The organism is Staphylococcus sp. HMSC055C03 (assembly GCF_001809385.1).
GTDB lineage: Bacteria > Bacillota > Bacilli > Staphylococcales > Staphylococcaceae > Staphylococcus > Staphylococcus simulans.
In genome coordinates this window covers 112,965-138,437 of the sequence record NZ_KV797474.1, presented here as the reverse complement: position 1 = coordinate 138,437, position 25,473 = coordinate 112,965, and the positions used below count along the sequence as shown (strand labels likewise).

Genomic DNA, 25,473 nt, shown 5'->3' with positions numbered 1-25,473 from the left:
CAATGTCCTCCCTATCTGGATATTTTATGCTTTTAAGCCTTTTGGTACTGCCCATTTTTCTACTGCGCGTAGTACGTAATCGACAATTAATGCTAATGCTGTAACAAGTACTGCAGCACTCACAATCATGATTGGATTATATAAGTTCAATCCGTTGAAGACGAAGTCTCCTAAACCGCCTGCACCTACATAACTTGCAAGTGTTGCCCAACTGATAACATATACACTTGATAAGCGGATACCACTTAGAATTAACGGTAATGCTAAAGGCATCTCAACATCTTTCATCAGTTGGAATTTTGTCATTCCCATACTGATCGCTGCTTGGCGAACATCTGGGTTGATATTTTGAACACCCAATACAGTGTTATTTAAAATCGGTAATAAGATATACACAAACAATGCGATAATTGCTGGTGTTTTACCTACACCGAAAATTGGAATCATAATGGCTAATACTGCAAGTGTCGGAATCGTTTGCAGCACACCTGCTGTTGTTAATACAATACTTGCTGCTTTTTTAGTTTTAGCTAACAAAATACCGATCGGCACTGCTACGACGATAGCGATGAGAAGCGCAACAATAGAAATAAAGAAATGTTCGCCCGTCTTTTGAATCAGTTCGCCGCCATATTCTTGAAGGAATTCTTTCATTATCGCTCAACTCCTGCATCCGACGTTTTTTCGTGATTCATTTCTACCGGTGCTTCTTTAATACCTGATGCTTCAGATTCTTGTAGCGCTTCTTCAGCACCTTCACCCCAAATGCTGTCATAAACAATATCTACTAAGTTGGCACGTGTGATTAAACCGACTAATGTGTCGTGATCATCAACCACCGGCACGTTACGTACGTTACGTTTTAAAATCGTACGTACTGTGTCTTGTAATTTACTATTCACATTTACGCGATAAATATCACGTTGCATTGTATCAATCAGTTCTTTACCTGCACGTAATCCTTGGTTGATATCTTCAATATCCATGTAACCTAAGAATCTGTCTTGGTTAGTTACCACAAAGATTGTATCGATACGATGACGACGCATCACATCAACCGCATGGTTTAATGAATCGTCTGCACGAACTGTAATTGGTTTAATCATCGCATCTTCTACTGTACGCATATTCGGACGGTCTTGAATCAAACGGTTTTGACCGATGAAATCACGTACGAAGTCATTCGCTGGATGACGTAAAATATTATCTGGTGTGTCGAATTGAACGACTTTACCTTCAGACATAATACAAATCTTATCTGCAAGTTTGATTGCTTCATCCATATCATGTGTAACGAAAACAAATGTTTTACCTAGTTTTTGTTGTAACTCTTTAACTAAGTCTTGTAATGTATCACGTGTAATCGGGTCTAAAGCACCGAACGGTTCATCCATTAAGATAATGTCTTGTTCAGCTGCTAAAGCACGTACAACCCCGATACGTTGTTGTTGTCCGCCTGATAATTCAGATGGATAACGATCTAAGTATTCTTCTGGTAAGTCAACTAATTTAATTAACTCACGTGCTTTTTTATCTTTCTTTTCTTCTGGCCATTTTAATAATTTTGGAACCAGTACAATGTTTTCTTTGATTGTCATGTGCGGCATTAAACCGATTTGTTGAATCACATAACCAATACTGCGTCGTAATTCTACCGCATTCATCTTTCTGACATCTTTGCCATCAATCGTAATTTGTCCTTTCGTTGCTTCAATCATACGATTGATCATACGTAAAGCAGTTGTTTTACCACTACCACTTGTACCAATAAATGCAACAAATTCCCCTGATTGAATATCAAGCGAGATATCATCTACCGCTTTTTTACCTCCAGGGTAAACCTTAGATAAGTTCTTAATACTAAGCATTAAAGTAATTCCTTTCTTTATCGAATTTGTTTAAGCCTAAAGTAAGTTCTAAGTTGTGAGTAAAGAACAGTCTGTCTATTGTTCTCTGTACACACCTAAAAGCAGTCAATAAAAAAATCACTTGCCCAATGTTTCAATAACTTAACGGATAAGTTCCTAAACAAAGTCGCAAATGACTTGTTAATTGCTTTAGATTCGGTTGCGCTGCAACCTTCACCTCAACTACGTTATAATACAGCGCTGTTCAACAGTGTCTGTTCTTTTGTTCAATACAATAAATTAAAAATTGTATCTTCGACTTACTTGATTAATAGTGTACTTTATAACTATAACACAAACTAAACCATTTGGTCGGATTAATCGCGAATTTTTTTGAAAAAAATTGACATATTTTCAAAATTTCATAATTTAGAGTGGATTAAATCAATATTTAATCCCTACCGCGTAACTAAATTACTTAAAACGACTAATCATTCATACCTTTACCTGCTAAAATTTGAGCTTTGTATTTTTCAACACGCGCTTTTCTTGTAGCTTCCCGTTTGGCTTGGCCGATAAAATACATATACTGACGCTGACGCCCAGGAGTAAGATTGTTAAATGCTTCATTTAACTGTTCATCCGCTTCCAACGCTGCTTGTAATTCTTGCGGCATGTCATACTCCTCAGTCTTTTTCATTTCGACCTTTTTACCAGAACGCTCAATTTCCACTGCTTCATCCACATAAGCTGCAATCATTTCTGATTCTGCTTCGATTTGAGCAAGTGATGTAAAACGTAATTGTCTTGCTGCTTGTACATTTTTAGTTTGTTGAATCAACTTATGTTCTGGATCCTTCATTAAAGCACCCTTATGAAACAACAATGCACAATAATCTTTGAAACCATGAATCAACACCACATTTTTACCATTCAAGGTATAACATGGATGCATCCATTTGTAATCCTCTGTTAAGTCTTCATTTTTCAAGATAATAGCACGTAGTGCTTTATATTCATCATACCACTCTTGCGCACGTGTGAAATATGCTTCTGCTTTATCATTTAATCTGTTCTTTATCATTGTTGTGCTCCTTTTTTTACAGGCTTAATATACCATAGCCATTTATCTATTTTTCTAATCCTCAATTTTACACTTTTTGTATTCTAAAACACTCATTCACTTACTTTTCTCTTTTTCTTTCTCATTCCAGAGTTGTCATTGATTGTCTTGATTATAAGCGATGATTTTCTTGCATTTTAATTTGTTTTCTACTTTTTCTCTATGCATAATCATTAAATATATTAAAACAAGAAAATGCGCCACGACAGTTTTTTATGTATTATCACCATTAATGAATATACAAAAATTACCGTTATATCGTATTTTCATGCGTTTTCATTCATAAAATATAAACCTGTCCTTTTCCTGTTGACGTCATCTGAATTTTCCGTATAATGTTCTATCATGAGTTAGGTTTGCCTGATTTAAAAATGAAGCAAGCTTATTTTGCTTTACAAATAAAGAGAGCATGTTCTCTGAAACTTAGGAGTTTTACTATGAAACAAACTAATAGTGGTAAAATCAGCCTGTCACAGCTTGTGTTACTTGGACTTGGTTCATTAATCGGTTCAGGTTGGCTGTTCGGGGCATGGGAAGCTTCATCTGTTGCAGGTCCTGCAGCAATCTTTTCATGGGTGATTGGTTTCATCATCATCAGTTTAGTCGCATATAACTATATCGAAGTCGCGACAATGCTGCCGCAATCTGGCGGGATGAGCAACTATGCACAATATACACACGGTTCATTACTCGGCTTTATCGCCTCTTGGGCGAACTGGGTTGCTTTAGTTACGATTATCCCGATTGAAGCCGTATCTGCTGTACAATACATGAGTTCTTGGCCTTGGGAGTGGGCAAAGTTCACAAGTGTTCTGATGAAAGACGGTACAATCAGTAATATTGGTTTATTCGCTGTATATGTCATTATTATTATCTTTTCACTGTTGAACTATTGGTCAGTGAAAGTTCTTACATCTTTTACAAGTTTAATCTCATTCTTTAAATTAGGTGTACCGACATTAACAGTCATCTTATTATTACTATCAGGTTTCCACCCAGGAAACTATGGTCATTCATTAAGCAGTTTCATTCCTTATGGTACTGCACCGATATTTGCGGCGGTTACAGTATCAGGGATTATCTTTTCATTCAACGCATTCCAAACCATTATCAACATGGGTGCTGAAATTGAAAAACCAGAGAAAAACATTTTACGCGGTATCGTGATTTGTTTATCATTAACTGCGTTATTATATGTCGTTCTACAAAGTGTCTTTATTACATCTATGCCTGAAAATATGGTCGCTGATAAAGGCTGGAAAGGTATTCAATTCAACTCACCTTTCGCTGACTTAGCCATCCTATTAAACTTGAATTGGCTAGCGATTTTACTATACATTGAAGCATTCGTTTCACCATTTGGAACTGGGGTCTCATTCGTTGCTTCAACAGGTCGTGTATTAAGCGCTATGGAGAAAAATGGACATATTCCTAAAATTTTAGGCCGTATCAACAAACAATATAATATTCCAAGAGTCGCAATTATTGTCAATGCCATTCTAGCAATGGTTATGGTGACGTTATTCAGATCTTGGGGTACACTCGCAACCGTGATCGCAACCTCAACATTAGTTGCGTATTTAACAGGGCCGACAACAGCGATGGCTTTAAGAAAGATGGGGCCAAAACTTCATCGTCCATTTAAAGCACGCTTCTTGAAAATAGCGGCACCTTTATCGTTCGCCTTAACGTCACTTGCGATTTATTGGGCAATGTGGCCGACGACTGCGAAAGTTATCTTTATCATTATTCTAGGTTTACCGATGTACTTCTTCTATGAATACAAATTAAACTGGGAAAACACTCGCAATCAATTGCGCGGCAGTCTATGGTTGATTATCTATTTACTTGTACTTTCTGGACTATCCTTTATCGGCAGTAAAGACTTTAACGGTATTAACTGGATTCATTATCCATATGACTTTATAGTCATTATTATCGTCGCTTTAGTCTTCTATAAAATCGGTATCGGCAGTTACTTTGAAAGTAAGTACTATAAGAACGCAGTAGAAATCAACCAAACTTTAGAAAAAGATATTTCTAGCCAAGCAGAAGCTAAAACTTCATCAAAATAAATGATATGAAACAGCTGAACAGATGTTATGTCTCTCAGCTGTTTCTTTTTTTATGCTATGTTAGAGGAAAGGAGCGAGTATGATGACATCTATTACAAGACACACAAAAGCAGGCACGATTATCGGACAAATTAAACAACACTGTGAAACGTATTTTGGTATTCCTTACGCTTATCCGCCCATTAACGAAAGACGCTTTAAACATGCTGAACTTAAAACAACATGGTCAGAACCTTTACATGCTGATCAATTTAAAGCCATTCCGCCCCAACCCTTTAATAAACTTGAAGCGTTTTTCTCTACACATCCTGAAGACACACAAGTGCCTAAGATTAAACTTCAAAGCGAAGATTGCTTATATTTAAATATTTGGAAACCCATCACCGCTTCTTTCAATCAAAAATTACCAGTTATGATTTGGTTTTATGGCGGCGGTTATCTCAATGGTCACGGTTCAGCTGAACTTTATAACCCACAAACATTCGCTGAACATGCGCAAGTCATTGTCATTACGTTCAACTATCGTTTAGGTGCACTCGGCTATTTGAATTTTAATGCGATTCATGAAGATTACGATATGAACTGCGGCTTATCCGATCAATTCACCGCATTATTGTGGGTCAACCAATTCATCGAAGACTTCGGTGGAGATTCTAACAACATCACTTTGTGTGGACAGTCTGCAGGTGCCATGAGTATTCAAGCATTAATGCATCTAAAAGCAGCACAACTTCTTTTTCATAAAGCGGTCTTAATGAGTGGCCCATTACGTTTTGTTGAGGTACAACACAGTCAAAACACTGCGCAACATTTTCTGAATACAGTTACAAAACTTTATGATACCACCAACTTAGCAGCACTCTCAACACATCAAATGATGCATGCGCTAGAAGAAGATTTAGCGCAGTACGGACCTTCTAAAGGTTTAGAATTAATTTACAGTCCTATCTTTGATGAATCCACTATGGTAGATACAACCCCTGACAAGTGGCCTGTGTTAGTGGGTTTCACTGAACAAGAAGGTGATTGTTATATCCGTAATGAATCACGCAAGTTAGCACCTGAGCGCTTTTTAGAAATCATGAAAAATAATGATGTAACCGTAAATACAGCTGCCTTTGATATCACAACGGGCAAGGGCCAGTCAGAAGCAATCACCTATTATGAATTTAAACAACCATCCTTACGTTGGTTAGATCATTATCAATATAAGAAGAAATGGCTCTACTGTTTTAATTGGAGTGCACCAACAGCTCAAAATTTTAAAACACCTTATCATATTTTAGATGTTGTTTTTTGGTTCGGACATACAGATATTTTACATGCTCATCATCTTCCTATAACGCCTCATACACATACTTTGATGCAACAGATGATGGACACACTAGGCAAATTTGTGACAGAGGGTCATGTGGATTGGTCTGTTTATACAACAATTGAAGATGCTTATATTTTCGAATAAGAAAAACGCTTAACCCAAAATTGGATTAAGCGTTTTGTTTATATTTGTGGCTTTTGTGTTTGTTTAATACTTAAGACAATTAATACAATCACAATGCCTAAGATACTTGAACTATAAGCAACCGCATGTACACCGATATTTGAGACGATTAAGCCACCAATCATACCGCCCGCTGCAATACCTGCGTTCAAACTAGACATATTCCAGCTGAGCACTTGGCTCGCGTCGCCTTTCACGTGGTCGATCAAACCACTTTGTACGGCTGGGTTAGTACTCCATTCCATGATATTCCAAATAAAGATGATTAATACAATGATGATAGAATTCGTAATAAACCAGTTAACTGCGGCTAAAGATAACGTAAACGCAATTGCGGCAATTAATAACCAAGTCTTACTAGTTAATTTATCTGCAAGGAAACCACCCATGGATGTCCCTAATGTTCCGGCAATTCCATTTACTAATAAAATAATAGAGACAAATTGAATGTCATAACCATTTGTCAGCATCAACGGATTAATGTAGACAAACGTAATTGAATTCGCAGTCAGCAACATAAAGGTCACTGCTAAATATTTAATGATTTCTGCACGGTTTAAAATTTTGTATTGTGACGACGTATCAGATGTATCACCTGACGCAGTGGACAGTTCAGCAGGTGTCGGTAAGTAACGCATCATTAAGAAAGCAGCTACGACACTAACCACGATAATAAAAACGAACGTCGCGCGCCAACCGAGCCATCCTCCAAGCATCGTTCCGATCGGTACGCCGAAGACATTCGCACCACTGAACCCTGAATACACAATACCAATCATTTTACCGCGATTCTGTGGTGCCGTCAGCATAGCTGTCAGCGCTAAAATTTTAACAATAATCAAAGCTGCGGCAGCTGAAGAAATAATACGTCCGATAATCAGTAATGTGAAATTCGGTGATACCGCAATTAACGCATTACCGAAGACAAAGACTGCAATGGTCCAAAGTAATACTGTTTTCGCACTGAAACGATTAGTAACTTTGACTAGAATCGGGCCGCAAACGGCGAAAGTAACTGCGTATAACGTCACTAATTGACCAATCCACGCTTCTGAAACATGTAAATCCGCGCTCATTAAATTCATTATCCCAGCAACCATCATTTCGACCATGCCGACAATAAACACACTGATAATAAACGTCACTATTCTCATAACTGACATTCTCTTTGCCTCCTCTCTTTTGTATGTAAAATTAATATTTTCAACCTTTCCATTATAGTTGAATTGAAATCAAAATGTAAGTGGATGAATTTATTTTTCAATATTCGCTAAAAAAACAGAGCTGTAAAGCAGAAATAGTTTCCCAGCTTTACAGCTCTGTTTAATGTAGATTTAGTTATCATCATCTTCATCTTCCATCATACTGCCGATGAGTTGATGACGATGGTTAAAGAATTGTTTATAACTTAGATATGTTGCGATGAGTGCTGTTGTGATTGTCGCAGTGGTATGGATAAAGACAACTAAGAGTTGGAATTTGATGGCTTGAAGCGGATCCACGCCACTAATAATCATACCTGTCATCATCCCTGGAATAGAAACTAAACCATATGTTTTCACTGAATCAATCGTTGGGACAATCGCAAGTTTAATACTTTCTCTTACTGCTGATTTAGACGCTAACTTCGGTGTTGCGGCTAATGCAAGTTTACATTCGATTGTACCGTATTCTTTCACAAAAGCACGATCTAAGTTTTGATACGCAAGGTTAATCGCAATTAATCCATTATTCGCAAGCATCCCTGCGATAGGAATCAATTCATTGCCGGTAAATTTAATAGCGCCCACAAAGACAATCACGGCTAATGGAATTGCGGTACCGATAAAGATAGATACAAATGAAATCCAAAAGACATGGTGCATCACTTTAGATGCACGACTGATTGTATTCCATGACGCGTTAATAATAATGATTAAGACGAATAAAATTAAAATCCACGGTTCATCCAAATCAAATATGAAATGCAGAATGTAACCTAAGATAACTAACTGAATTACTGCACGAATCGATGCGATGATTAAATCTTTTGCTATGTTTAATTTCTCTTTAATAGAGACTGCAATCGGGATAATTAATAACAGTGCCGTCAGGGCTAAGGCTGTTGTACTCATACATCAATTACCCCTTTCTTATCTTTATTGACTTTACCATCGACAATATCCACACGACGGTCAAAGTGTGACATACTTTGGTCATAGCTATGGGTAATCCACATAATTGATACCCCTTCATCTTTCGCTAAGCCAAAAATAACATCTTCTGCTTTCTCGGTATTATCCGCATCTAAAGCACTTGTGGCCTCATCTAATAATAAAACATCTGGTATGTACATCAACTGACGCGCTAAACAGATACGCTGACGTTCTCCTCCAGATAAAAACTCAACGTTAGTGTCTAAATCATAATGACCTAAACCAAATTCTGATAATAGTTTTAACGCTCTGTCTTTATCGAATTTATCATTTCGCGCAATAGAAGGAAACGCTAAATTTTCTCCGATTGTACGATCAAATAAATCTGTTTCTTGCGGCATATAACTGATACGTTGACGTAATGTTTCCGGCTCATACGCATCGTATTCCTTGCCGTTATAATACATATGACCGCTCGTCGGACTGATTAAATCACACAACAAATGAAACAGCGTACTTTTCCCGCTGCCGGACGGTCCTACAACTGCGATTTTTTCGCCTTTTTTAACCGTTAAGTCTAAATGGTCAATAATCAGACGTTTATCCGCTTTGTAGCACACATCTTTTAATTCTAAAATCGCCATACTACTGCTCCTTTTCTTCAATCTAGAGAGATGACATTATCCATCACCTTACTATTCCCTTTCTTATACAATTTAACATATTTCAATTTTGAAAAATATGACAATTATCTAAGTATAGAATAAAAACACTGACTTTATACTTAGCCAGTGTTCATGCATATCTATGACTTAAGAAAATAACATCAAAATAAAGCCGATTGCGTTGTTGAAGGCATGAAGCAAAATCGCAACCGCTAAGTTTTTTCGACTCATCAAATAAACAATAGAAAAGACCGTACCCATCATCACATAAGGTAAAGCTTCATATATAGAAGTCGCATACATCATATGTATACCCGCGAACAAAATAATGGATAATAGTGTTGCTAGAACATTGCCGATTTTCTTACCGAGCTCATGAATAATCACATGTCTGTATAAAAGCTCCTCTACAATTGGCGCGAGGACAACAATGCTGATAAATAAGAATGGCCATAACCATTGATGTTCAAACATAGCTTCAATCATAGCTTGGTTTTGCGTATTATCTAGGTGTAACACATGTTCCATAAGGTATCCTATACCGGCATTTAAAGTGAAAACCACAATACCTCCGCCAATAATTAGATACCATAGTTTAAATGCACGCCTGATCCTCTCTTTCGCGATAGGTATCAGATAACGTCTATGCATTAAGTAGAAAATGAATAACAAACCTAAACTTGAGGCATCTTGTGCGATACCGCCAAACTCTTCATACTTTATCATCGGAACTTCTCGATTAGTGGCACCATAATAAAGACCAAGCACAAGTTGTAGTAGTATTGCCGCACCAAATAATAAGAAGAAAGATAACGGAAATAGGAAGAAATCACGTTTCATAACTTTAGTTGAGTCAAAAGGATTTTCTAGTGTCTTTGTTGTTTGTGTCATGTTGTCACCTCTTGTTGTTTTCTTTATTGTACAAAACTGAACCAGATTTGCATAAATAAATCATAAAACGTTAAAAACTTATCTTAACCATCAAAGTCTATATAATGCGCGATTTAATTTAATTATTTCCTAGGAAATGAAAAAAGACTGCATATGCAGCCTTTAGAGTGTTTGATTATGCTTTTATATTATGAAAATTTATCCATAATGAACTGACCGACAATGCCGATAAAGCCAATACCATTAATAATCATATGAAAAGCAATAGATACCGCTAAATTACGACGTGAATACATATAAACAAAGACTAATGCACCTGCCATGATCGCATATACACCGAATTCAAATGGCGAGACAGCCCCTGTTACATGAATACCCGCAAATATAATAATGGATAAAATAGCACCAGCTGTATATCCGATTTTCTTACCAAGTTCATGGATAATTAAATGACGGAATATCAATTCTTCTATAATCGGTGTCAAAATCACAATATCAATAAATAAAACTGGCCATGCCCAAGGATTATCAAAGAGTTGAAGAAGAATCATTTGGTTTTGTGTGTTATCAAATTGCAGATGTTTCGGTAGTAATAACATCAATCCACCATAGATTGCTTGTGCAACAGACATCGCTAAGTATGTAAGGAGTAACACCCAAGCATAGCGTTTTACTTTCGCAAAACGTGCTTTCGCAATTGGTATGATATATTTTCGATGCATCAAGTAATAAATCAGTACTACCACTATTTGACCTACTAAACTGCCGATCACATTCAACAATATAAATGTATGCCTTGTTAAATCACCAAATTGGCTTTCATATATTAAACGTAATGGAAACATCACTAGTGCAGTAATTAATGGAATCACAAGGAAGAACAGCGGAATCAACCAAAAATCTCGTTTCATTACACGATTTGACTGATAAGGATTATCTTGTGTTTGAGCTAATGGACGTTGTTCGTTTTCATTCACGATATCACCTTTTCTAAGCAGCTACTTATACGTTAACTGCTTGCTTTCGTTTCAAAACAAGATTATAACATATCACTCGTTTATTTAATGTGATTTTTGTGTATATTTTCAAAAATTCATTCTTAATGTTTAATAAAAATCAGACAAAAATATCGTCCTAATGCCGACTATTAAAATATAGCAACATTGTCTTTAAGTGAAAAGATTATATATGAAATCTGTGAAGTATGTTTCTAAAAACGCTGCGAGTATGTATAAAGGTAAAGCAACTAGAAGATATACTTTTAGCAAATTACTTAAAGCTAGTTTAAATGAAAAATTTTGCTTTTTATTACTTCTAAATAAATTGCTTATCTTTCTGACGATTGCTTGATTTAATTTATATAAACCACTAATAACGATGCACATGGCAAATATCTCTATAATTGCATGGGGAATTGCGGATCCGACCATAATAATCCCTTTATTAAAATCAAAATGAATTGCAAATCCAAACATGATACCTGTAACTATGCTTGTAGAAATTATATTTAAACAGTACAAAAATGGTATTGGAATTAAGGAAAATATAAACATTTGAAGCGGAACACGGCCACCATTATTTAATATATATTCCCAAACTTTATTTAATCCTTGTGCATCCTCAAGGTTAGAAGGTAAACCACTTGATATACTTTTAAAAGTTTCAATTGATGGGCTAAAGATAAGCGATAACACAAAAGCAATTAAAATAAGAGTCATTGCTACGACGAAAATTTTAATAGTTCTCTTAAAATAATTTGAATCTTGGATATTTAACATAGTTAGTCTCTCTTTTTAAATTATCAAATTAATTGATTACTTTAGGATGAATCGAAAGCTCTCCATCATTACCAATTTGATTATAACAATTATTCTTATTTAATCACGTTAAAATCTATATTTAGTATTATATTTAATGTTTAGTATCTGATTAAAAGCAACAAAAAACAACAAATCACACTGAAGTGACTTGCTGTTTTTATGATGAGATTATTCTTCGCTGAGTGGTTTTTTAACAGTTAAACCAGATTTTTTCAATGATCGTTCTACAGATTTAACGTCGACGTAGTCATTGCCTTCTTTTGGCCCAGTCACACCGACTCTATGTGATAACTGTTTTAAATCTGCTTCTTTATAATCAATGTCTACTTTTTGAACTGCTTTGTCTTCTTTGATATCTTTTTTGTATTTAACACCTTTTAAACCTTCGAACACTTTTTCTTGTTTAGCTAAAATATTTTCAGCATCACTTTTCGAAAGTCCATTTTCGTCGTACTTAATTGTCATAATCATTGATTGTTTAACCATTTTATCGCCTTTATAAGTTAAAGTATCAATGACATCTGCCCCCGCTAATTCGCCTTGATATGTTTTGGATTGTTCTTTTTCACAAGCTGCTAAGACGAAAAGACTCAACATAATTATCCCCATAAAGAGAAGGCTGCGTTTCATATCGTTCCCTCTTTTCTTATCCATTTAATAAAATTATTATACCACCTTTTTTCATTTCCACGTATCTCTATTATCTATTTTTTATGTCCTATTTGAAAATTTAAAGTGTACGCGATTGCTTGTTCAAAATAATGAATATTACTATCATTTTAGTCTATACAGTTAATGTAGAATGTAATGTTTTGTGATAAAATTAAAGTGAGTAAAGAATGTGACTCTTGTTGTCATATCAGGCATTAAGCGTTCTCATTTTTTAAAAGAAGGAGTTAGTCATATGATTTTACCAGGACAGAAATTGATTAATCGTCTGCTGACTGCTTCTAAGCAATCAGAGGGGGTTCTCATGAAACGCATTGGATTAATCGATATCGGTTCAAACACCATTAGATTAGTTGTGTTTGAATACGATAGTAAAACAGGCCTTACGGAAATACAAAATATAAAAACACCTGCACGTTTAAGTCAATATTTAGAAGATGACTTGACGATGAATGATGAAGGTGTCCATGTCTTAATTTCAGCATTACAAAGCTTTAAGAAAGTCGCAGATGAATATAAAGTAGACGAACTGCATCCGATTGCGACAGCTGCAATTCGTCAGTCGAAAAACAGAGACGACATTTTAAAACAAGTGAAGAAAAAAATCGGTATGAAACTATCTATCGTTCCAGAATTAGATGAAGCTTATTACGGTTTCTATGCGATTATTAACTCTACTGCCATTGTAGATGGACTTTCTGTCGATATCGGTGGTGGTTCTACTGAAGTTACGTTATTTAAAGGAAAAGAGTTAATTCATTCTCACAGTTTCCCATTCGGTGTCGTTACTTTATCTCGTAAATTCTTTGAAGGTAAAGATCATAATGACAAAGATGCGATTAAAAAAATGCAGAAATTCTTAGACAAAGCCTTTGGTTCACTTGATTGGATCAATAACCAAAAAGTAGCTTTAGTCGGTGTCGGCGGTTCTGCACGTAACGTAGCACGTATCCATCAATCTGAAGTCGCTTACCCTATTGGCGGCGTGCATTGTTATACCATGACGGGCGATGACTTAAATCAAGTTTTTGATTTAATTGAAGACAGTTCACGTGACGACTTAACAAACTTAGACGGCTTAAGTCGTGACCGTGTAGATATCATTCTACCTGCTGTCGCTGTCTTTAAAGCATTATTCAAACAAGTGGATGCGACACAATTCACTTTCTCTAGAAAAGGTTTACGTGAAGGTTATGTGATGTATCAACTCAACCAAAAGATCAAAGATGCTTTTGATCGTTTTAACGTTCGTAACCGTGCATTATATCAATTGTCTAACACCTATAAACATGAAGGTGTAGGTGCCAAACAACGTGTCGTTTTAGCTGGTGACTTATTAGATCAATTAAAAGAACAGGACATTATCAAGTTATCTGAGAAAGACCAACGTCTTTTTAAACAAGCGGCTTATATTTATTATTTAGGTCGTTTTATCGATGCCGATTCAGCATCACAACATACGTATTACATTATCTCAAACTCAATGATTGATGGTTTTAGTCACCATGATCGTGTTCAATTAGCGTTAATGGCAAGCTTTAAAAATAAAAGCTTATTAAAATTCTATAATGATGAAACCGGTTGGTTGAACAGTGACCAACTAAGCGACTTACAATCTCTTGGCGGTATTTTAAAATTCATCGATGCCTTGAATGTGTCACATACCAATCCAATCAAACGTATTGAACTCGTGAAAAATGATAAAGAGCATTATACTTTAAATGCCTATTACACCGGTCATCCGATTGCAGAAGAATATCAAGCAAACCGTCAAAAGAAACACTTAGAAAAAGTATTAAAAGGAAAAGTATCAATAAACTTTACAAAATCTTAACATTAATATGTTAAGTTACAAATGGATGTTTCTGTGGATTTAAGCATTTGTATACAATGAAATAAGTTATACAACAAGTTGCACTTGAGCGTTCAATATAAAATTTAAATTGCAATTACTGACATCTCTGAATGACATCACAGAACATAGTCATTTCAATTTTTTTATTTAAATAAAGTCTATTTACTTACCATGGGGTGGTCATTATGGAAAATCAAGTCGTTGAAAAAGATCTCAACAAACCAGAGTTTTACAATAACCGAGAATTAAGCTGGCTCGACTTCAACTATCGTGTGTTACAAGAAGCGAGCGACAAAACAAATCCTTTATTAGAACAATTAAATTTTATTGCGATTTTCGCATCTAACTTAGACGAGTTCTTTATGGTCCGTGTAGCTGGGCTGCAAGACCAAGTTAAAATGAACTTCAACAAACCCGAGAACAAATCTCAAATGACACCTAAACAACAACTGGCTGCTATAAAAGAAAAAAATACGCCACTTGTTGATTTACAGTACGAACGCTATAACGAATTGACGAATCGTTTACGCGAATATAATGTGATTACTACCAAACCACAAGATTTAAATGAAACGTTACAAAATGAATTAGAACAAGAATTCAAAAATAATATTTTACCGACGTTAACACCACTGGGCATTGATGCATATCATCCATTCCCGAAGCTAGTTAATAAAAGTTTGAATATCTTTGTAGAATTAGATACTGATGAAACAACAAATACAGCAATTGTTCAAATTCCATCGTTAATTGATCGTTTCATGATTTTAAAAGATGAAGATAAACAATACGTTTTAATGGTTGAGGATGTAATCGATTATTTCATTGAATTCCTCTTCCAAGGTTATGACATCAGAAAAACTTTCACATTCCGTATTACACGTAATGCTGACTTAACGATTCATGAAGACGGTGCTGAAGATTTATTAATCGAAATCGAACGTTTCTTGAAAATGCGTAAAAGCGGTTCAGCTGTACGTCTAGAAGTTGATTCACGTAATACAAATGAATTAGACATTGAAGGTCTAAAAGAACAATTAGAAATTCATGACGATGATGTTTACTTTGTGGATGGTCCATTAGATTTAACAATGGTATTTGGTTTAGTTGGTTACTTAACACCACAACTGCCAAACCTACGTTATGACCGTTATACACCACAAATTCCTGAATCATTAGGTTACAATGATGTCTATGATTTAGCGTTAAAACGTGACATTTTCTTCCATCACCCATACGAATCATTTGAACCGATTGTCGACTTCATCCGTGAAGCTGCTGAAGATCCTGATACAATTGCGATTAAACAAACATTGTATCGTGTCAGCAAAGATTCACCGATTATCAAAAGTTTGAAATATGCGGCTGAACAAGGTAAACAAGTCACTGTTCTTGTTGAATTGAAAGCCCGCTTCGATGAAGAAAACAACGTCCATTGGGCACGTATGTTAGAAGATGCAGGTTGTCATGTAATTTACGGTATGACACATCTGAAAACACACAGTAAAATTACATTAGTGGTTAAACGCTTAAAAGGTCGTCTTGTACCCTTTGTACACTTAGGTACTGGTAACTATAACGATAAAACAGCGGAAATCTATACAGATATGGGTATCATCACAACACATAAAGGTATTGCTGAAGATGCGATTAACTTCTTCAACTACTTAAGCGGTTATTCAATCAAACCTCACTACAATGAATTGATTGTAGCACCGTTTGATATTCGTGATGTATTCGTAGAACGTATCGAAACTGAAATCAAAAATCATCAAGAATATGGCAATGGTCATATCATTATGAAAATGAACTCTTTAACAGATAAAACGATTATCAAAAAGTTATTTGAAGCATCACAAGCAGGTGTTAAAATTCAATTGATTATCCGTGGTATCTGCTGTTTGAAACCTGGTGTTCCAGGCGTGAGCGACAATATTGAAGTTGTAAGTATTGTAGGTCGTTTCTTAGAACATTCTCGTATCTACTACTTCCATAACAATGGAGATGAAAAAATCTATTTATCATCTGCAGATGCGATGACACGTAACATGATTAAACGTGTAGAAATTTTATTCCCTGTTCATGATGCGAAAATCAGAGAACGCTTATTAAACTTTGTGAACTTACAATTATCTGATAACCAAAAAGGTCGTTATCAAGATAAGAATGGCGTCTACCATTACGTTAACAACAATCAACTGCCTTTAAATTCACAACTTTACTTGATGCATCAAGCAGTTGAATTAGCAAAAGCTATCAAACACAAAACACCATTTACTGAGGCGCGTCCCAAGGGTACGTCTCAACCAAGACGTAATTGGATTTCACGTTTAAAAAATACATTTAAATCTTAAGATAAGTCTCATATCAATAAAGTGTGAGAAATAAGCAAAGACCCGCAAGCCGCGGGTCTTTTCATTTATTCATTTCTATTTTCCATTTTCTTCTGCCTACTGCTTTTTCATGGTTGATGCTGACTGAGGATGTTGATACCAATCTTTTAAGAATTCCAATAATACCGCACTATACTCCGTTAAATCTTGTTTATTGATTTTCTCATCCACACTATGTGCTTCTGTTAATAATCCCGGACCATACAATATCGTCGGAATACCGTAATCATCAAGCCAACCACCATCTGTCACTGTTGTGGACATGCCTGTATCAAGCGGTGTGTGATGAATGGTTTCATGGGCTTTTGCTAAGGTTTTGAAACCTTCATGTTCTACTGGCAGTGTGAAGCTTGGGAAGATTTCACCTTGGTCTTCAATCATAGAAGTACCGCCCCATTCAAATTGAAGTGGATTATCTTTTAACCAGACATCCGCTTCAGCCACACGATTTAAATACGCTTCAATTTCTTTAATCACTTCATGATAATCTTCATCAGGTAAGAAATGAACTGTAATCCATAAACGACAAGTATCTGCGATAAAGGCAGGGTTTCGACCGCCTTCAATAACCGCTGGATTAATCGTATTAGCACCTGCAGGCATATCTGGATAATTTTTCATAACTGCCCAATGTTGTTCTAGCTCTTTTAACGCTGTAATGATTTTAGCCATCTTTTCAATCGCACTCGCTCCATGTAGGCCACCGCCTGCATGTACCATTTGGCTGCGTGCACCATCATGAATTGTCGTTTTACTTTGTATTGTAATCCAGCCGGTAATCACGCCACCTTGCCCTAACGCTTGTGAATCACTTGTATCTAATACTAATGCCAAGTCAGCTTTAGGACTTAATTCACATGCCGTCTTAGTACCTGCTTCTCCGACTTCTTCTCCCACAACCGATTGTACAATGATGTCACCTTCTGGTTTTAATCCTTGTGCATGCAGTTGTTCTAAGACATAAAAGAGCGAAGCCATGCCGCCTTTCATATCACTGACACCTCGACCATACACTGCATCATCTACTTCAGTTAATTTAAATGGCGGATATTGCCAATGTTTAGGATCTTCTACATTTGCGACATCTACATGACCGTTTAATATCAACTTCGGTGCATCCTTATTTTCACCCGCTAATACACCAACCACTATACTGTCATTCTCATATAAAGGCTCACGTTTGACTTCAAAGCCTAATCCTTCTAAGTAATTCTGTATTTCTATTTGCAACGAATCTGTATTACGTGCTGGCGGACTTTCTGTAGGATGTTCCACTAACCATTTCAACAACTCAAATAAGCGACGTTCCATGTTCCTCTTCCTTTCTAAATGTGATTGTTTGTTTTATGTTTGTTTCACTTCTCGTTACCCTGATTTAAGCGTCTTAAATAACTGCGAAATCCTCGCATCACCCATTCATGTATCACTGCTTGTGTAGATTGATAAATGCGCCAAGGTAAACGCGGCGTAAAATGCGTTAAACAGGTATATAGCGATTGTTGCTTTTGAATAAAATAAAAAGCTGAGGCGTTACTTTTAGGTTGATACAACAAGCTGTTTGCTTGAAGCGTAAGTTTGACACCATGCGTTAATGGCACTTGATTCATCGCAATCAAAGGACGTTTCATATTGAGTAAGTGAATATCAAAGCGTTCAGGTTGTCCTTTCACTTGAATAAGACCTAAAGACATTTTCTTTAAGTAATGCGCATAAGCAATAATACTTTGATGAGCTGTATAGTCTTGAGATACCGACATTTGTTGAAGTGACGCAGCTTGCTTCGTCTTCACTTTTTGATATGCGATGATGTCATGATACTCAATCACTTCAAGTGGTCCAGCCGCACATACATAATCTTTAATCAATTGACGTAGGACATGAGGCTTACCATGCCACAAACCATCTCCAAACATTTCAGGCAATGCATTCATCAGCACGATATCTTCTTTTTCTATGTATTTCTGCCAATGTGCTAAGTCTAAATAATCCATTGGTTGATAAATTATACCTGGGTATTGATCAGGTTCTCGATTTGAGTCATATACAACAACAATTTCATAGTGTACCGGATTCAAAGTCTCTAATATGTATTTTGCGGTAAGCGAAATATCTTCTATTATCACAATGCGTGTCATGGTCTTCACCTCTTCATCTTTACTATAACAAAAAAGCACGCATCTAATGAAAGACACGTGCGTTCTAAATCTATACAAATAAACTTAAGAATAAAATAAAGATAAGTCCTGAAACAGAAATAATCGTTTCAAGTAATGACCAAGTTAAGAATGTTTCTTTAATTGTTAAGCCGAAGTACTCTTTAAACATCCAGAATCCTGCATCGTTAACGTGAGATAAAATTACACTGCCGGCACCAATCGCAAGCACAACTAATGCGACATTGACATCACTGGCTTGAAGTAACGGTAATACAATACCTGTTGTTGAAATTGCCGCAACTGTCGCAGAACCTAACGCAAGACGTAGAACTGCCGCAACAATCCATGCCAGTAAAATCGGAGACATCGTTGAGCCTTCGAACATCTTCGCAATTGTATCACCGACACCGCCATCAATCAGTACTTGTTTAAACGTACCGCCGCCACCGATAATCAAGATCATCATACCGATCGGATAAATCGCATCTGTTACAGACTGCATAATCGCTTTGTTGTTGCGGCCTTGTCGGATACCCATTGTAACCATCGCAAAGAGTACCGCGATCAACATCGCTGTATCAGCTGTACCGATAAAGTTGATAATACCGATAAACGCATTTTTAGAATTGTCTACATTCCCTGTAATCAATTGAACAACTGTAGCGATTAACATCAAAATAACAGGAAGTATCGCAGTTAACACACTGATACCAAAGCCCGGCATCTCTGAGTCTTTAAATTCTTTTTGTGCACCTAATGATGAAATGTCACCTTCTCTTGTATAAGCAGTCGGTGTTAATTTTTGTGCAATTTTACCGAATACTGGACCTGCAATAATCGTAACTGGAATCGCGATAATGAAACCATATAATAATACTTCACCTAATGAAGCATGTAATTCTTTCGCGATAACGACTGGACCAGGGTGTGGTGGCAAGAAGCCATGCGTTACAGATAACGCTGTAATCATCGGCAATCCTATTTTAAGTGGAGATACTTTCGTACGTTTTGCTAGAGTAAAGACTAAAGGAACTAATAGTACAAGTCCAACTTCGAAGAACAACGCAATCCCAATCACAAAGGCAGCGACAACCATTGCCCATTGGACATGTTTCTCTCCAAATTTATCAATTAAGGTATCTGCGATACGTGTCGCACCGCCACCATCAGAGAGCAACTTACCTAAGATTGCACCTAAACCGAAGATAATTGCGATATGTCCAAGCGTGCTGCCCATCCCTTTTTCGACGGTTTCAACGACTTTATCTAACGGCATACCTAACATCAACGCAGTGACCATTGATGTAATAATTAAGGAAATAAATGTGTTCAACTTCAATACAATAATGAGTGCTAATAAAATTAAAATACCAATGACCACCGTGATTAACGGCCAAATTTCTGTAAACATAACTTTTCCTCGCTTTCCTTATGAGCACCTTTACTGACAGCGTTTACATCAGTAGTCAAAGAAAAAGCCGAAGTGCTTAATAATTATGGGTAGACACTTCAACTGCTTTTTCTCAATGGCTCATGGCTTTTTGTTTTTATAAATGTTTTCTTTGGAAATCTGCGATCTTACGATATTGCGGAGCCAAACTACGACTCAAATCAATATAAATACTAATCAATTGCTGATAAATCTCTACCGCTTCTTGGTTCGGTTGATGTGCATGTGTTGTTCCGACCATGTCTTCGATAATTGAAAAGTCTTCAATCTCTCCTAATGCTTTCAGTCCTAGAACACATGCACCAAGAGAAGAGCTCTCATAACTTTCAGGTACAATTAAATCCGTGTCAAAAATATCCGACATCATTTGGCGCCACATTTCACTTTTCGCAAAACCACCTGTTGCCTTAATGGCCGTTGGTGTTTCACCCATCATCTCAATTAACGCAAGATAAACGGTATACAGATTGTATAAAATACCTTCAAGCGCTGCACGAATCATATGTTCTTTTTGGTGTGATAACGTTAAACCAAAGTACGAACCTCTTGCATCCGCATTCCATAAAGGTGCACGTTCACCCGCAAGATAAGGATGGAAAATCAGACCTTTCGCACCTGGTTCTACACGGCTTGCGATTTTTGTCAAAACATCATAAGGATCGACACCAAGACGTTTCGCTGTTTCTACCTCACTCGCAAGCAATTCATCACGCAACCAACGTAAAATAATACCGCCATTATTTACTGGACCTCCAATCACATACTGTCCTTCATCTAAGACATAACAGAAAATACGTTCTTTCTCATCTGTTCTTGGATGATCAATCACAGTACGAATCGCACCTGATGTACCGATGGTAACCGCTACTTCACCTTTCTTGAAACTATTCACACCTAAGTTTGATAACACGCCATCACTTGCGCCGATAACTACAGGTGTTTCTTTGTTTAAACCTAATAGTGTCGCATAGCGTTGTTTCATTCCTTTTAAGATATATGTTGTCGGCACAAGTTCTGGTAATTGTTCTGGTGTAATCCCAAGCAAATCTAATGCTGGTATATCCCATGTCAATGTTTCAAGGTCCATCATACCTGTTGCTGAAGCGATAGAATGGTCCATCACATAGCGTCCATAAAGTTGGTATAAGACATAACTTTTAATATCAATATATTTTGTCGCTTGTTGATAAATCTCTGGATGCTCATCTTTCAACCAATAGATTTTAGATAACGGAGACATTGGATGAATCGGTGTCCCTGTACGTTTATAGATTTCGTGTCCGTGATGTTGTTGACGAATTTCTTCAGCATGACGACTTGCGCGGTTATCGGCCCAAGTAATACTTTGTGTTAATGGTTTTTGTTCGTTGCCCATCGCAATTAAACTATGCATTTGTGCACTGAATGCGATTAACTTCACATCATCTGGTCCTACTTTGCCTTCTCGTATAACTGCTTTAATCGTCATTAAAACGGCATCAAAAATTTCATCTGGATTTTCTTCAGAGGTATCGACATCTGGTGTCTGCATGTCGTAACCAATATTATGTTTTAACAAATATTGACCATTTTCATCATAAAGAACAGCTTTCGTACTCGTTGTGCCAATATCGACTCCAATCATATACTGCATGGTTTGACCTCCTTATTTCTTCTCTAAAAATAATGCGCTGATATAATCTCCGACATCATCAAAATTACGATGGAATGCATCGCGTAATAATGTCGTATCGTTATGTTCAACGGCTTGTGCGTATACTTCGTGGTTGGCATGAATTCTTTCAAAATCATCAGGGTCCGTCTGCATTCTATCTCGCATCGATAACAAGATTAAACACAATAAAATAGGTTTAATATTATTCCAGCTGCTGAGTAAATAACGGTGCTTCGTCGCATGAATTAACACTTCATGGAACAAAATATCATGTTCAGTAAAAGATTCTGCATCTTCAAACTGTACCGCTACTTTCATCATCTCTAAATGCTTACGCATAGTTTTAGCTAACGCTGCACGTTCTTCATCTTTAATACGCGCAAACGCAAAAGATTCCATCATAATGCGTAAATCATACACTTCACGACGTTCAGCTTCTCCAAATGTTAAGACATCTGCCCCCATACGTTCTAAACGAATCAATTGATCTTGTTTCAATAATTTAAACGCATCACGCACAGGAGAACGACTGACATTGAATTGTTTAGCGACTTGATTTTCAGTCAAGGCATCGTCTGATGTCAATTCACCATTGATAATCTTCAAACGTAACTCAGCCGCAACTGTTTCCCCTGTTGTCATATTCGCTAACCATTGTTTCGGATATTGTTTTTCCATCACGCACCTCTTTTCGTTCTACATACTTGTATACAAGTATGTTAATACAAAGTTTCGAAGATTGCAATCGCTTACAAGAAAGTAATAAAAAAGCCCTCATCCATATTTCTATAGATGAGAGCGTGAAATTTAAATGTGATTCAATTATTCAATCGTGGTGGATTATAGAGAATCTACTTTTTCACCGTTGATTAAGATGTCATCGCCATCAAGTGTTACTTCGATGTCTTTCACATCTGTGTGTTCTAGGTAGTAGTCTGTTATACGATCACGAATTTCTCTTTCAACCACACGACGTAATGGACGTGCACCAAGTTCTGCATCGTAACCTTGATCAATTAACCAATCTTTAGCATCTTGGCTTACTTCAAGTGAGATACCTTTTTTATCAAGTGTATCAGCAACATCATCTAATAATAAGTTGATGATATCTTGTAATGCATCTTTGTCTAAATGAACGAATTCTACGATACCGTTGAAGCGGTTAAGGAATTCTGGACGGAAGAATTTTTTAAGGTCGTCCATTAATGCTTCGCGATCTTTTTCATCTTCATCACCGAAACCTGCGTTTGAAGTACAGATGATGATTGTATTTTTGAAGTTCACGACATTACCTTGACCGTCTGTTAAGTTACCGTCATCCATCACTTGTAGTAATAAAGTTAAGATTTGTGGGTTCGCTTTTTCGATTTCATCGAATAAGATGACTGAGTAAGGGTTACGTCTAACTTTTTCAGTTAAAGTATTAGAGTTATCATCATAACCTACATAACCAGCAGATGTACCAATCAATTTAGATACAGCTGTACGGTCCATGTATTCACTCATGTCTAATTTAATAAGCGCTTCTTTATTACCGAATAAGTCGATTGATAATTGTTTTGCTAATTCAGTTTTACCTACACCAGTAGGACCTACGAATAAGAAGCTACCGATTGGTCTGTTACCTTCATCGAAACCTGCACGGTTACGACGGATGGCACGAGCTACCATATCTACTGCTTTATCTTGACCAATGATTTTGCTTTTTAGTCGTTTAGAAATGTTTTTCAAACGAGCAATATCATTGTCGTCCATTTGTGATACTGGAATACCAGTCATACGTTCTACAGTGTCTGCTACATCTTGAACAGTTGCTGTTGAACCTTCACCATGACCTGATTCAAGTCTGTCTTGTAATTCTTTGATTTCTTTTTGATATTTGTCTGCATCAGAATAAGCTTCTTCACTGACTGCTTTAGATTTTTTATCTTCTAATTCTTTAATTTCTTTTTCAACTTCCACTTTGTCTACTACAGGATTTTGTGCAGCTAAGTGTGCAGCTGTGATATCTAAGATATCTAATGCTTTATCCGGTAATAAACGTTGTGGCACGTATTGGATAGATAAGTCTACACAAGCTTTCAATACATCATCAGGTAATGTTACATTGTGGTGTTCTTCGAATTTTTCACGAACACCTTCTAAGATTTTGATTGTATCTTGTGCTGATGGTTCTTTAACAACTACTTCGTTGAAACGACGTGCTAAAGCTGGGTCTTTCAAGATGTTGTTTCTATATTCGTCTTGAGTAGTTGCACCGATAACTGAAATTTCACCACGGCTCAATGCTGGTTTGATAATATCAGATAAGCCTTTGCTGCCTGAATCTCCGCCAGTAGAACCTGATCCGATGATTTGGTGAATTTCGTCAAAGAATAAGATGACATTTTTTCTTTCTTTAACGCTGTCTAGCAATTGTTGGATGTTTTCTTCGAAAGCACCACGGTATTGAGTACCTGCTTCTAATGAAGAAATGTTTACTGAGATGATTTCTTTATCTTTAATTGCTGCTGGTACGTTACCTTTCACAATTGCTTGTGCCAATCCTTCAACGATTGCTGATTTACCTACACCAGCTTCACCGACTAAGATTGGGTTGTTTTTATTACGACGGCTTAATACTTCTGCAGTATCTTGAACTTCTTTGTCACGTCCGATTACTGGATCTAATAAGCCTTGTCTTGCTTCTTCAGTTAAGTTACGGCCTACTTTTTCTAAGTAGTCTTCGCCGCCTTGTCCACCGCCAGCTTGTCCTGGTTGTGCACTTTGTACTTGTTGTGAAGGGTGACCACCTTGATGTTGTTGTAATGCTTGTAATTGTTCAGGTGATACTTCACGACCATTAATATAATATTTTTTATTTCCATCTGCATTTTGCATATCTTGCATCATTCTTCTAAAAATTGAGTCAAATTCATTTCCGAAAAATCCGTTATTCATATATTCATAACCTCCGTTAATTGGTAAAATTCCATTATTTTAAGAATCTCTGTCTGACTTAAAATAACTGTTTTACACTTCCATTTATGTTATTTCCTGTGGCAAGTACACAATACTTTTTCGCTGTGCGAGTCATATTATTAACAGATAAGTGCTTTAAATTCGGATATTCAATTAGTTGACAAGATAAACTACTTCTTACATTTCAAATATACCCACCTTGTCAAAGATTCAAAACACTTTAATATTACATGTTCTTTTTATTTCTCTACTTCTACATTATCTATTGTGTCCTTGCA

19 protein-coding genes and 1 pseudogene are annotated in these 25,473 nt (G+C 36.5%); 4 read left to right on the top strand and 16 right to left on the bottom strand.

Annotation, left to right across the window (positions count from 1 at the left end):
• Positions 1-24: 24 nt before the first annotated feature.
• The 3 genes from HMPREF2603_RS00735 to HMPREF2603_RS00725 form a co-directional block, all read right to left on the bottom strand.
• Positions 25-654 (bottom strand): ABC transporter permease, encoded by a 630-nt coding sequence (locus tag HMPREF2603_RS00735; protein ID WP_002479772.1) that lies wholly within the window; start codon positions 652-654, stop codon positions 25-27.
• On the bottom strand, positions 654-1,868 hold the full coding sequence (locus HMPREF2603_RS00730) for a betaine/proline/choline family ABC transporter ATP-binding protein (protein ID WP_002479773.1): 1,215 nt from the start codon (positions 1,866-1,868) through the stop codon (positions 654-656). The genes HMPREF2603_RS00735 and HMPREF2603_RS00730 overlap by 1 nt, the downstream gene beginning before the upstream one ends.
• 466 nt (positions 1,869-2,334) lie before the next feature.
• Positions 2,335-2,931: a YdeI/OmpD-associated family protein gene (locus HMPREF2603_RS00725; RefSeq protein WP_070463335.1), complete on the bottom strand. Its 597-nt coding sequence runs from the start codon at positions 2,929-2,931 to the stop codon at positions 2,335-2,337.
• Between the two features lie 476 nt (positions 2,932-3,407).
• Between HMPREF2603_RS00725 and HMPREF2603_RS00720 the strand changes: the two genes are divergently transcribed.
• Positions 3,408-5,045 (top strand): APC family permease, encoded by a 1,638-nt coding sequence (locus HMPREF2603_RS00720; RefSeq protein WP_070501865.1) that lies wholly within the window; start codon positions 3,408-3,410, stop codon positions 5,043-5,045.
• A gap of 82 nt (positions 5,046-5,127) precedes the next feature.
• On the top strand, positions 5,128-6,507 hold the full coding sequence (locus tag HMPREF2603_RS00715; protein WP_070463332.1) for a carboxylesterase family protein: 1,380 nt from the start codon (positions 5,128-5,130) through the stop codon (positions 6,505-6,507).
• A 38-nt stretch (positions 6,508-6,545) separates the two neighbouring features.
• Here HMPREF2603_RS00715 and HMPREF2603_RS00710 read toward each other — a convergent pair whose 3' ends face one another.
• From HMPREF2603_RS00710 to HMPREF2603_RS00680, 7 genes are all read right to left on the bottom strand, one after another.
• Positions 6,546-7,709, bottom strand: a complete 1,164-nt coding sequence (locus HMPREF2603_RS00710) for an MFS transporter (RefSeq protein WP_002479778.1) — start codon at positions 7,707-7,709, stop codon at positions 6,546-6,548.
• Between the two features lie 171 nt (positions 7,710-7,880).
• On the bottom strand, positions 7,881-8,660 hold the full coding sequence (locus tag HMPREF2603_RS00705; RefSeq protein WP_002479779.1) for an ABC transporter permease: 780 nt from the start codon (positions 8,658-8,660) through the stop codon (positions 7,881-7,883).
• On the bottom strand, positions 8,657-9,325 hold the full coding sequence (locus HMPREF2603_RS00700) for an ABC transporter ATP-binding protein (RefSeq protein ID WP_023015085.1): 669 nt from the start codon (positions 9,323-9,325) through the stop codon (positions 8,657-8,659). The genes HMPREF2603_RS00705 and HMPREF2603_RS00700 overlap by 4 nt, the downstream gene beginning before the upstream one ends.
• A gap of 168 nt (positions 9,326-9,493) precedes the next feature.
• Positions 9,494-10,237, bottom strand: coding sequence for a CPBP family intramembrane glutamic endopeptidase (locus HMPREF2603_RS00695; protein ID WP_060803594.1), 744 nt, complete (start codon positions 10,235-10,237; stop codon positions 9,494-9,496).
• Positions 10,238-10,425: 188 nt separating this feature from the next.
• Positions 10,426-11,214 carry a CPBP family intramembrane glutamic endopeptidase gene (locus HMPREF2603_RS00690; protein ID WP_002479782.1) on the bottom strand — a complete coding sequence of 263 codons (789 nt, stop codon included), beginning with the start codon at positions 11,212-11,214 and terminating at the stop codon, positions 10,426-10,428.
• 192 nt (positions 11,215-11,406) lie between these two features.
• The gene (locus HMPREF2603_RS00685) at positions 11,407-12,015 is read right to left on the bottom strand and encodes a stage II sporulation protein M (RefSeq protein WP_060803593.1); all 609 of its coding nucleotides are present in this window, start codon (positions 12,013-12,015) and stop codon (positions 11,407-11,409) included.
• Between the two features lie 210 nt (positions 12,016-12,225).
• Positions 12,226-12,687 carry a DUF1307 domain-containing protein gene (locus tag HMPREF2603_RS00680; RefSeq protein ID WP_002479783.1) on the bottom strand — a complete coding sequence of 154 codons (462 nt, stop codon included), beginning with the start codon at positions 12,685-12,687 and terminating at the stop codon, positions 12,226-12,228.
• Positions 12,688-13,030: 343 nt separating this feature from the next.
• Here HMPREF2603_RS00680 and ppx point away from each other — a divergent pair, with 343 nt between their 5' ends.
• Together ppx and HMPREF2603_RS00670 are read left to right on the top strand one after the other, a co-directional pair.
• Positions 13,031-14,560, top strand: a complete 1,530-nt coding sequence (ppx, locus tag HMPREF2603_RS00675; RefSeq protein ID WP_031262477.1) for an exopolyphosphatase — start codon at positions 13,031-13,033, stop codon at positions 14,558-14,560.
• Between the two features lie 206 nt (positions 14,561-14,766).
• Complete coding sequence (locus HMPREF2603_RS00670; protein ID WP_002479785.1) at positions 14,767-16,935, top strand: RNA degradosome polyphosphate kinase; 2,169 nt, start codon at positions 14,767-14,769, stop codon at positions 16,933-16,935.
• A 96-nt stretch (positions 16,936-17,031) separates the two neighbouring features.
• Here HMPREF2603_RS00670 and HMPREF2603_RS00665 read toward each other — a convergent pair.
• From HMPREF2603_RS00665 to HMPREF2603_RS00640, 6 genes and pseudogenes are all read right to left on the bottom strand, one after another.
• Positions 17,032-18,288: pseudogene (locus tag HMPREF2603_RS00665) on the bottom strand (acetylornithine deacetylase); the annotation flags it as partial.
• Positions 18,289-18,329: 41 nt separating this feature from the next.
• Positions 18,330-19,109, bottom strand: a complete 780-nt coding sequence (locus tag HMPREF2603_RS00660; RefSeq protein ID WP_023015091.1) for a hypothetical protein — start codon at positions 19,107-19,109, stop codon at positions 18,330-18,332.
• A 70-nt stretch (positions 19,110-19,179) separates the two neighbouring features.
• Positions 19,180-20,541, bottom strand: a complete 1,362-nt coding sequence (locus tag HMPREF2603_RS00655; protein ID WP_060803591.1) for a gluconate:H+ symporter — start codon at positions 20,539-20,541, stop codon at positions 19,180-19,182.
• Between the two features lie 136 nt (positions 20,542-20,677).
• Positions 20,678-22,213, bottom strand: coding sequence for a gluconokinase (gntK, locus tag HMPREF2603_RS00650; protein ID WP_057509981.1), 1,536 nt, complete (start codon positions 22,211-22,213; stop codon positions 20,678-20,680).
• Positions 22,214-22,225: 12 nt separating this feature from the next.
• On the bottom strand, positions 22,226-22,912 hold the full coding sequence (locus HMPREF2603_RS00645) for a GntR family transcriptional regulator (RefSeq protein WP_060803590.1): 687 nt from the start codon (positions 22,910-22,912) through the stop codon (positions 22,226-22,228).
• Between the two features lie 162 nt (positions 22,913-23,074).
• Entirely contained in the window at positions 23,075-25,174 is a 2,100-nt protein-coding gene (locus HMPREF2603_RS00640; RefSeq protein WP_002479791.1) for an AAA family ATPase, read from the bottom strand.
• Positions 25,175-25,473: the final 299 nt, after the last annotated feature.

What these genes read in the sequence shown, in the direction of transcription:
- HMPREF2603_RS00735 (WP_002479772.1), bottom strand. Translation starts at nt 654, where the DNA reads ATGAAAGAATTCCTTCAAGAATATGGCGGCGAACTGATTCAAAAGACG.
- HMPREF2603_RS00730 (WP_002479773.1), bottom strand. Translation starts at nt 1,868, where the DNA reads ATGCTTAGTATTAAGAACTTATCTAAGGTTTACCCTGGAGGTAAAAAA.
- HMPREF2603_RS00725 (WP_070463335.1), bottom strand. Translation starts at nt 2,931, where the DNA reads ATGATAAAGAACAGATTAAATGATAAAGCAGAAGCATATTTCACACGT.
- HMPREF2603_RS00720 (WP_070501865.1), top strand. Translation starts at nt 3,408, where the DNA reads ATGAAACAAACTAATAGTGGTAAAATCAGCCTGTCACAGCTTGTGTTA.
- HMPREF2603_RS00715 (WP_070463332.1), top strand. Translation starts at nt 5,128, where the DNA reads ATGACATCTATTACAAGACACACAAAAGCAGGCACGATTATCGGACAA.
- HMPREF2603_RS00710 (WP_002479778.1), bottom strand. Translation starts at nt 7,709, where the DNA reads ATGTCAGTTATGAGAATAGTGACGTTTATTATCAGTGTGTTTATTGTC.
- HMPREF2603_RS00705 (WP_002479779.1), bottom strand. Translation starts at nt 8,660, where the DNA reads ATGAGTACAACAGCCTTAGCCCTGACGGCACTGTTATTAATTATCCCG.
- HMPREF2603_RS00700 (WP_023015085.1), bottom strand. Translation starts at nt 9,325, where the DNA reads ATGGCGATTTTAGAATTAAAAGATGTGTGCTACAAAGCGGATAAACGT.
- HMPREF2603_RS00695 (WP_060803594.1), bottom strand. Translation starts at nt 10,237, where the DNA reads ATGACACAAACAACAAAGACACTAGAAAATCCTTTTGACTCAACTAAA.
- HMPREF2603_RS00685 (WP_060803593.1), bottom strand. Translation starts at nt 12,015, where the DNA reads ATGTTAAATATCCAAGATTCAAATTATTTTAAGAGAACTATTAAAATT.
- HMPREF2603_RS00680 (WP_002479783.1), bottom strand. Translation starts at nt 12,687, where the DNA reads ATGAAACGCAGCCTTCTCTTTATGGGGATAATTATGTTGAGTCTTTTC.
- ppx (WP_031262477.1), top strand. Translation starts at nt 13,031, where the DNA reads ATGAAACGCATTGGATTAATCGATATCGGTTCAAACACCATTAGATTA.
- HMPREF2603_RS00670 (WP_002479785.1), top strand. Translation starts at nt 14,767, where the DNA reads ATGGAAAATCAAGTCGTTGAAAAAGATCTCAACAAACCAGAGTTTTAC.
- HMPREF2603_RS00660 (WP_023015091.1), bottom strand. Translation starts at nt 19,109, where the DNA reads ATGACACGCATTGTGATAATAGAAGATATTTCGCTTACCGCAAAATAC.
- HMPREF2603_RS00655 (WP_060803591.1), bottom strand. Translation starts at nt 20,541, where the DNA reads ATGTTTACAGAAATTTGGCCGTTAATCACGGTGGTCATTGGTATTTTA.
- gntK (WP_057509981.1), bottom strand. Translation starts at nt 22,213, where the DNA reads ATGCAGTATATGATTGGAGTCGATATTGGCACAACGAGTACGAAAGCT.
- HMPREF2603_RS00645 (WP_060803590.1), bottom strand. Translation starts at nt 22,912, where the DNA reads ATGGAAAAACAATATCCGAAACAATGGTTAGCGAATATGACAACAGGG.
- HMPREF2603_RS00640 (WP_002479791.1), bottom strand. Translation starts at nt 25,174, where the DNA reads ATGAATAACGGATTTTTCGGAAATGAATTTGACTCAATTTTTAGAAGA.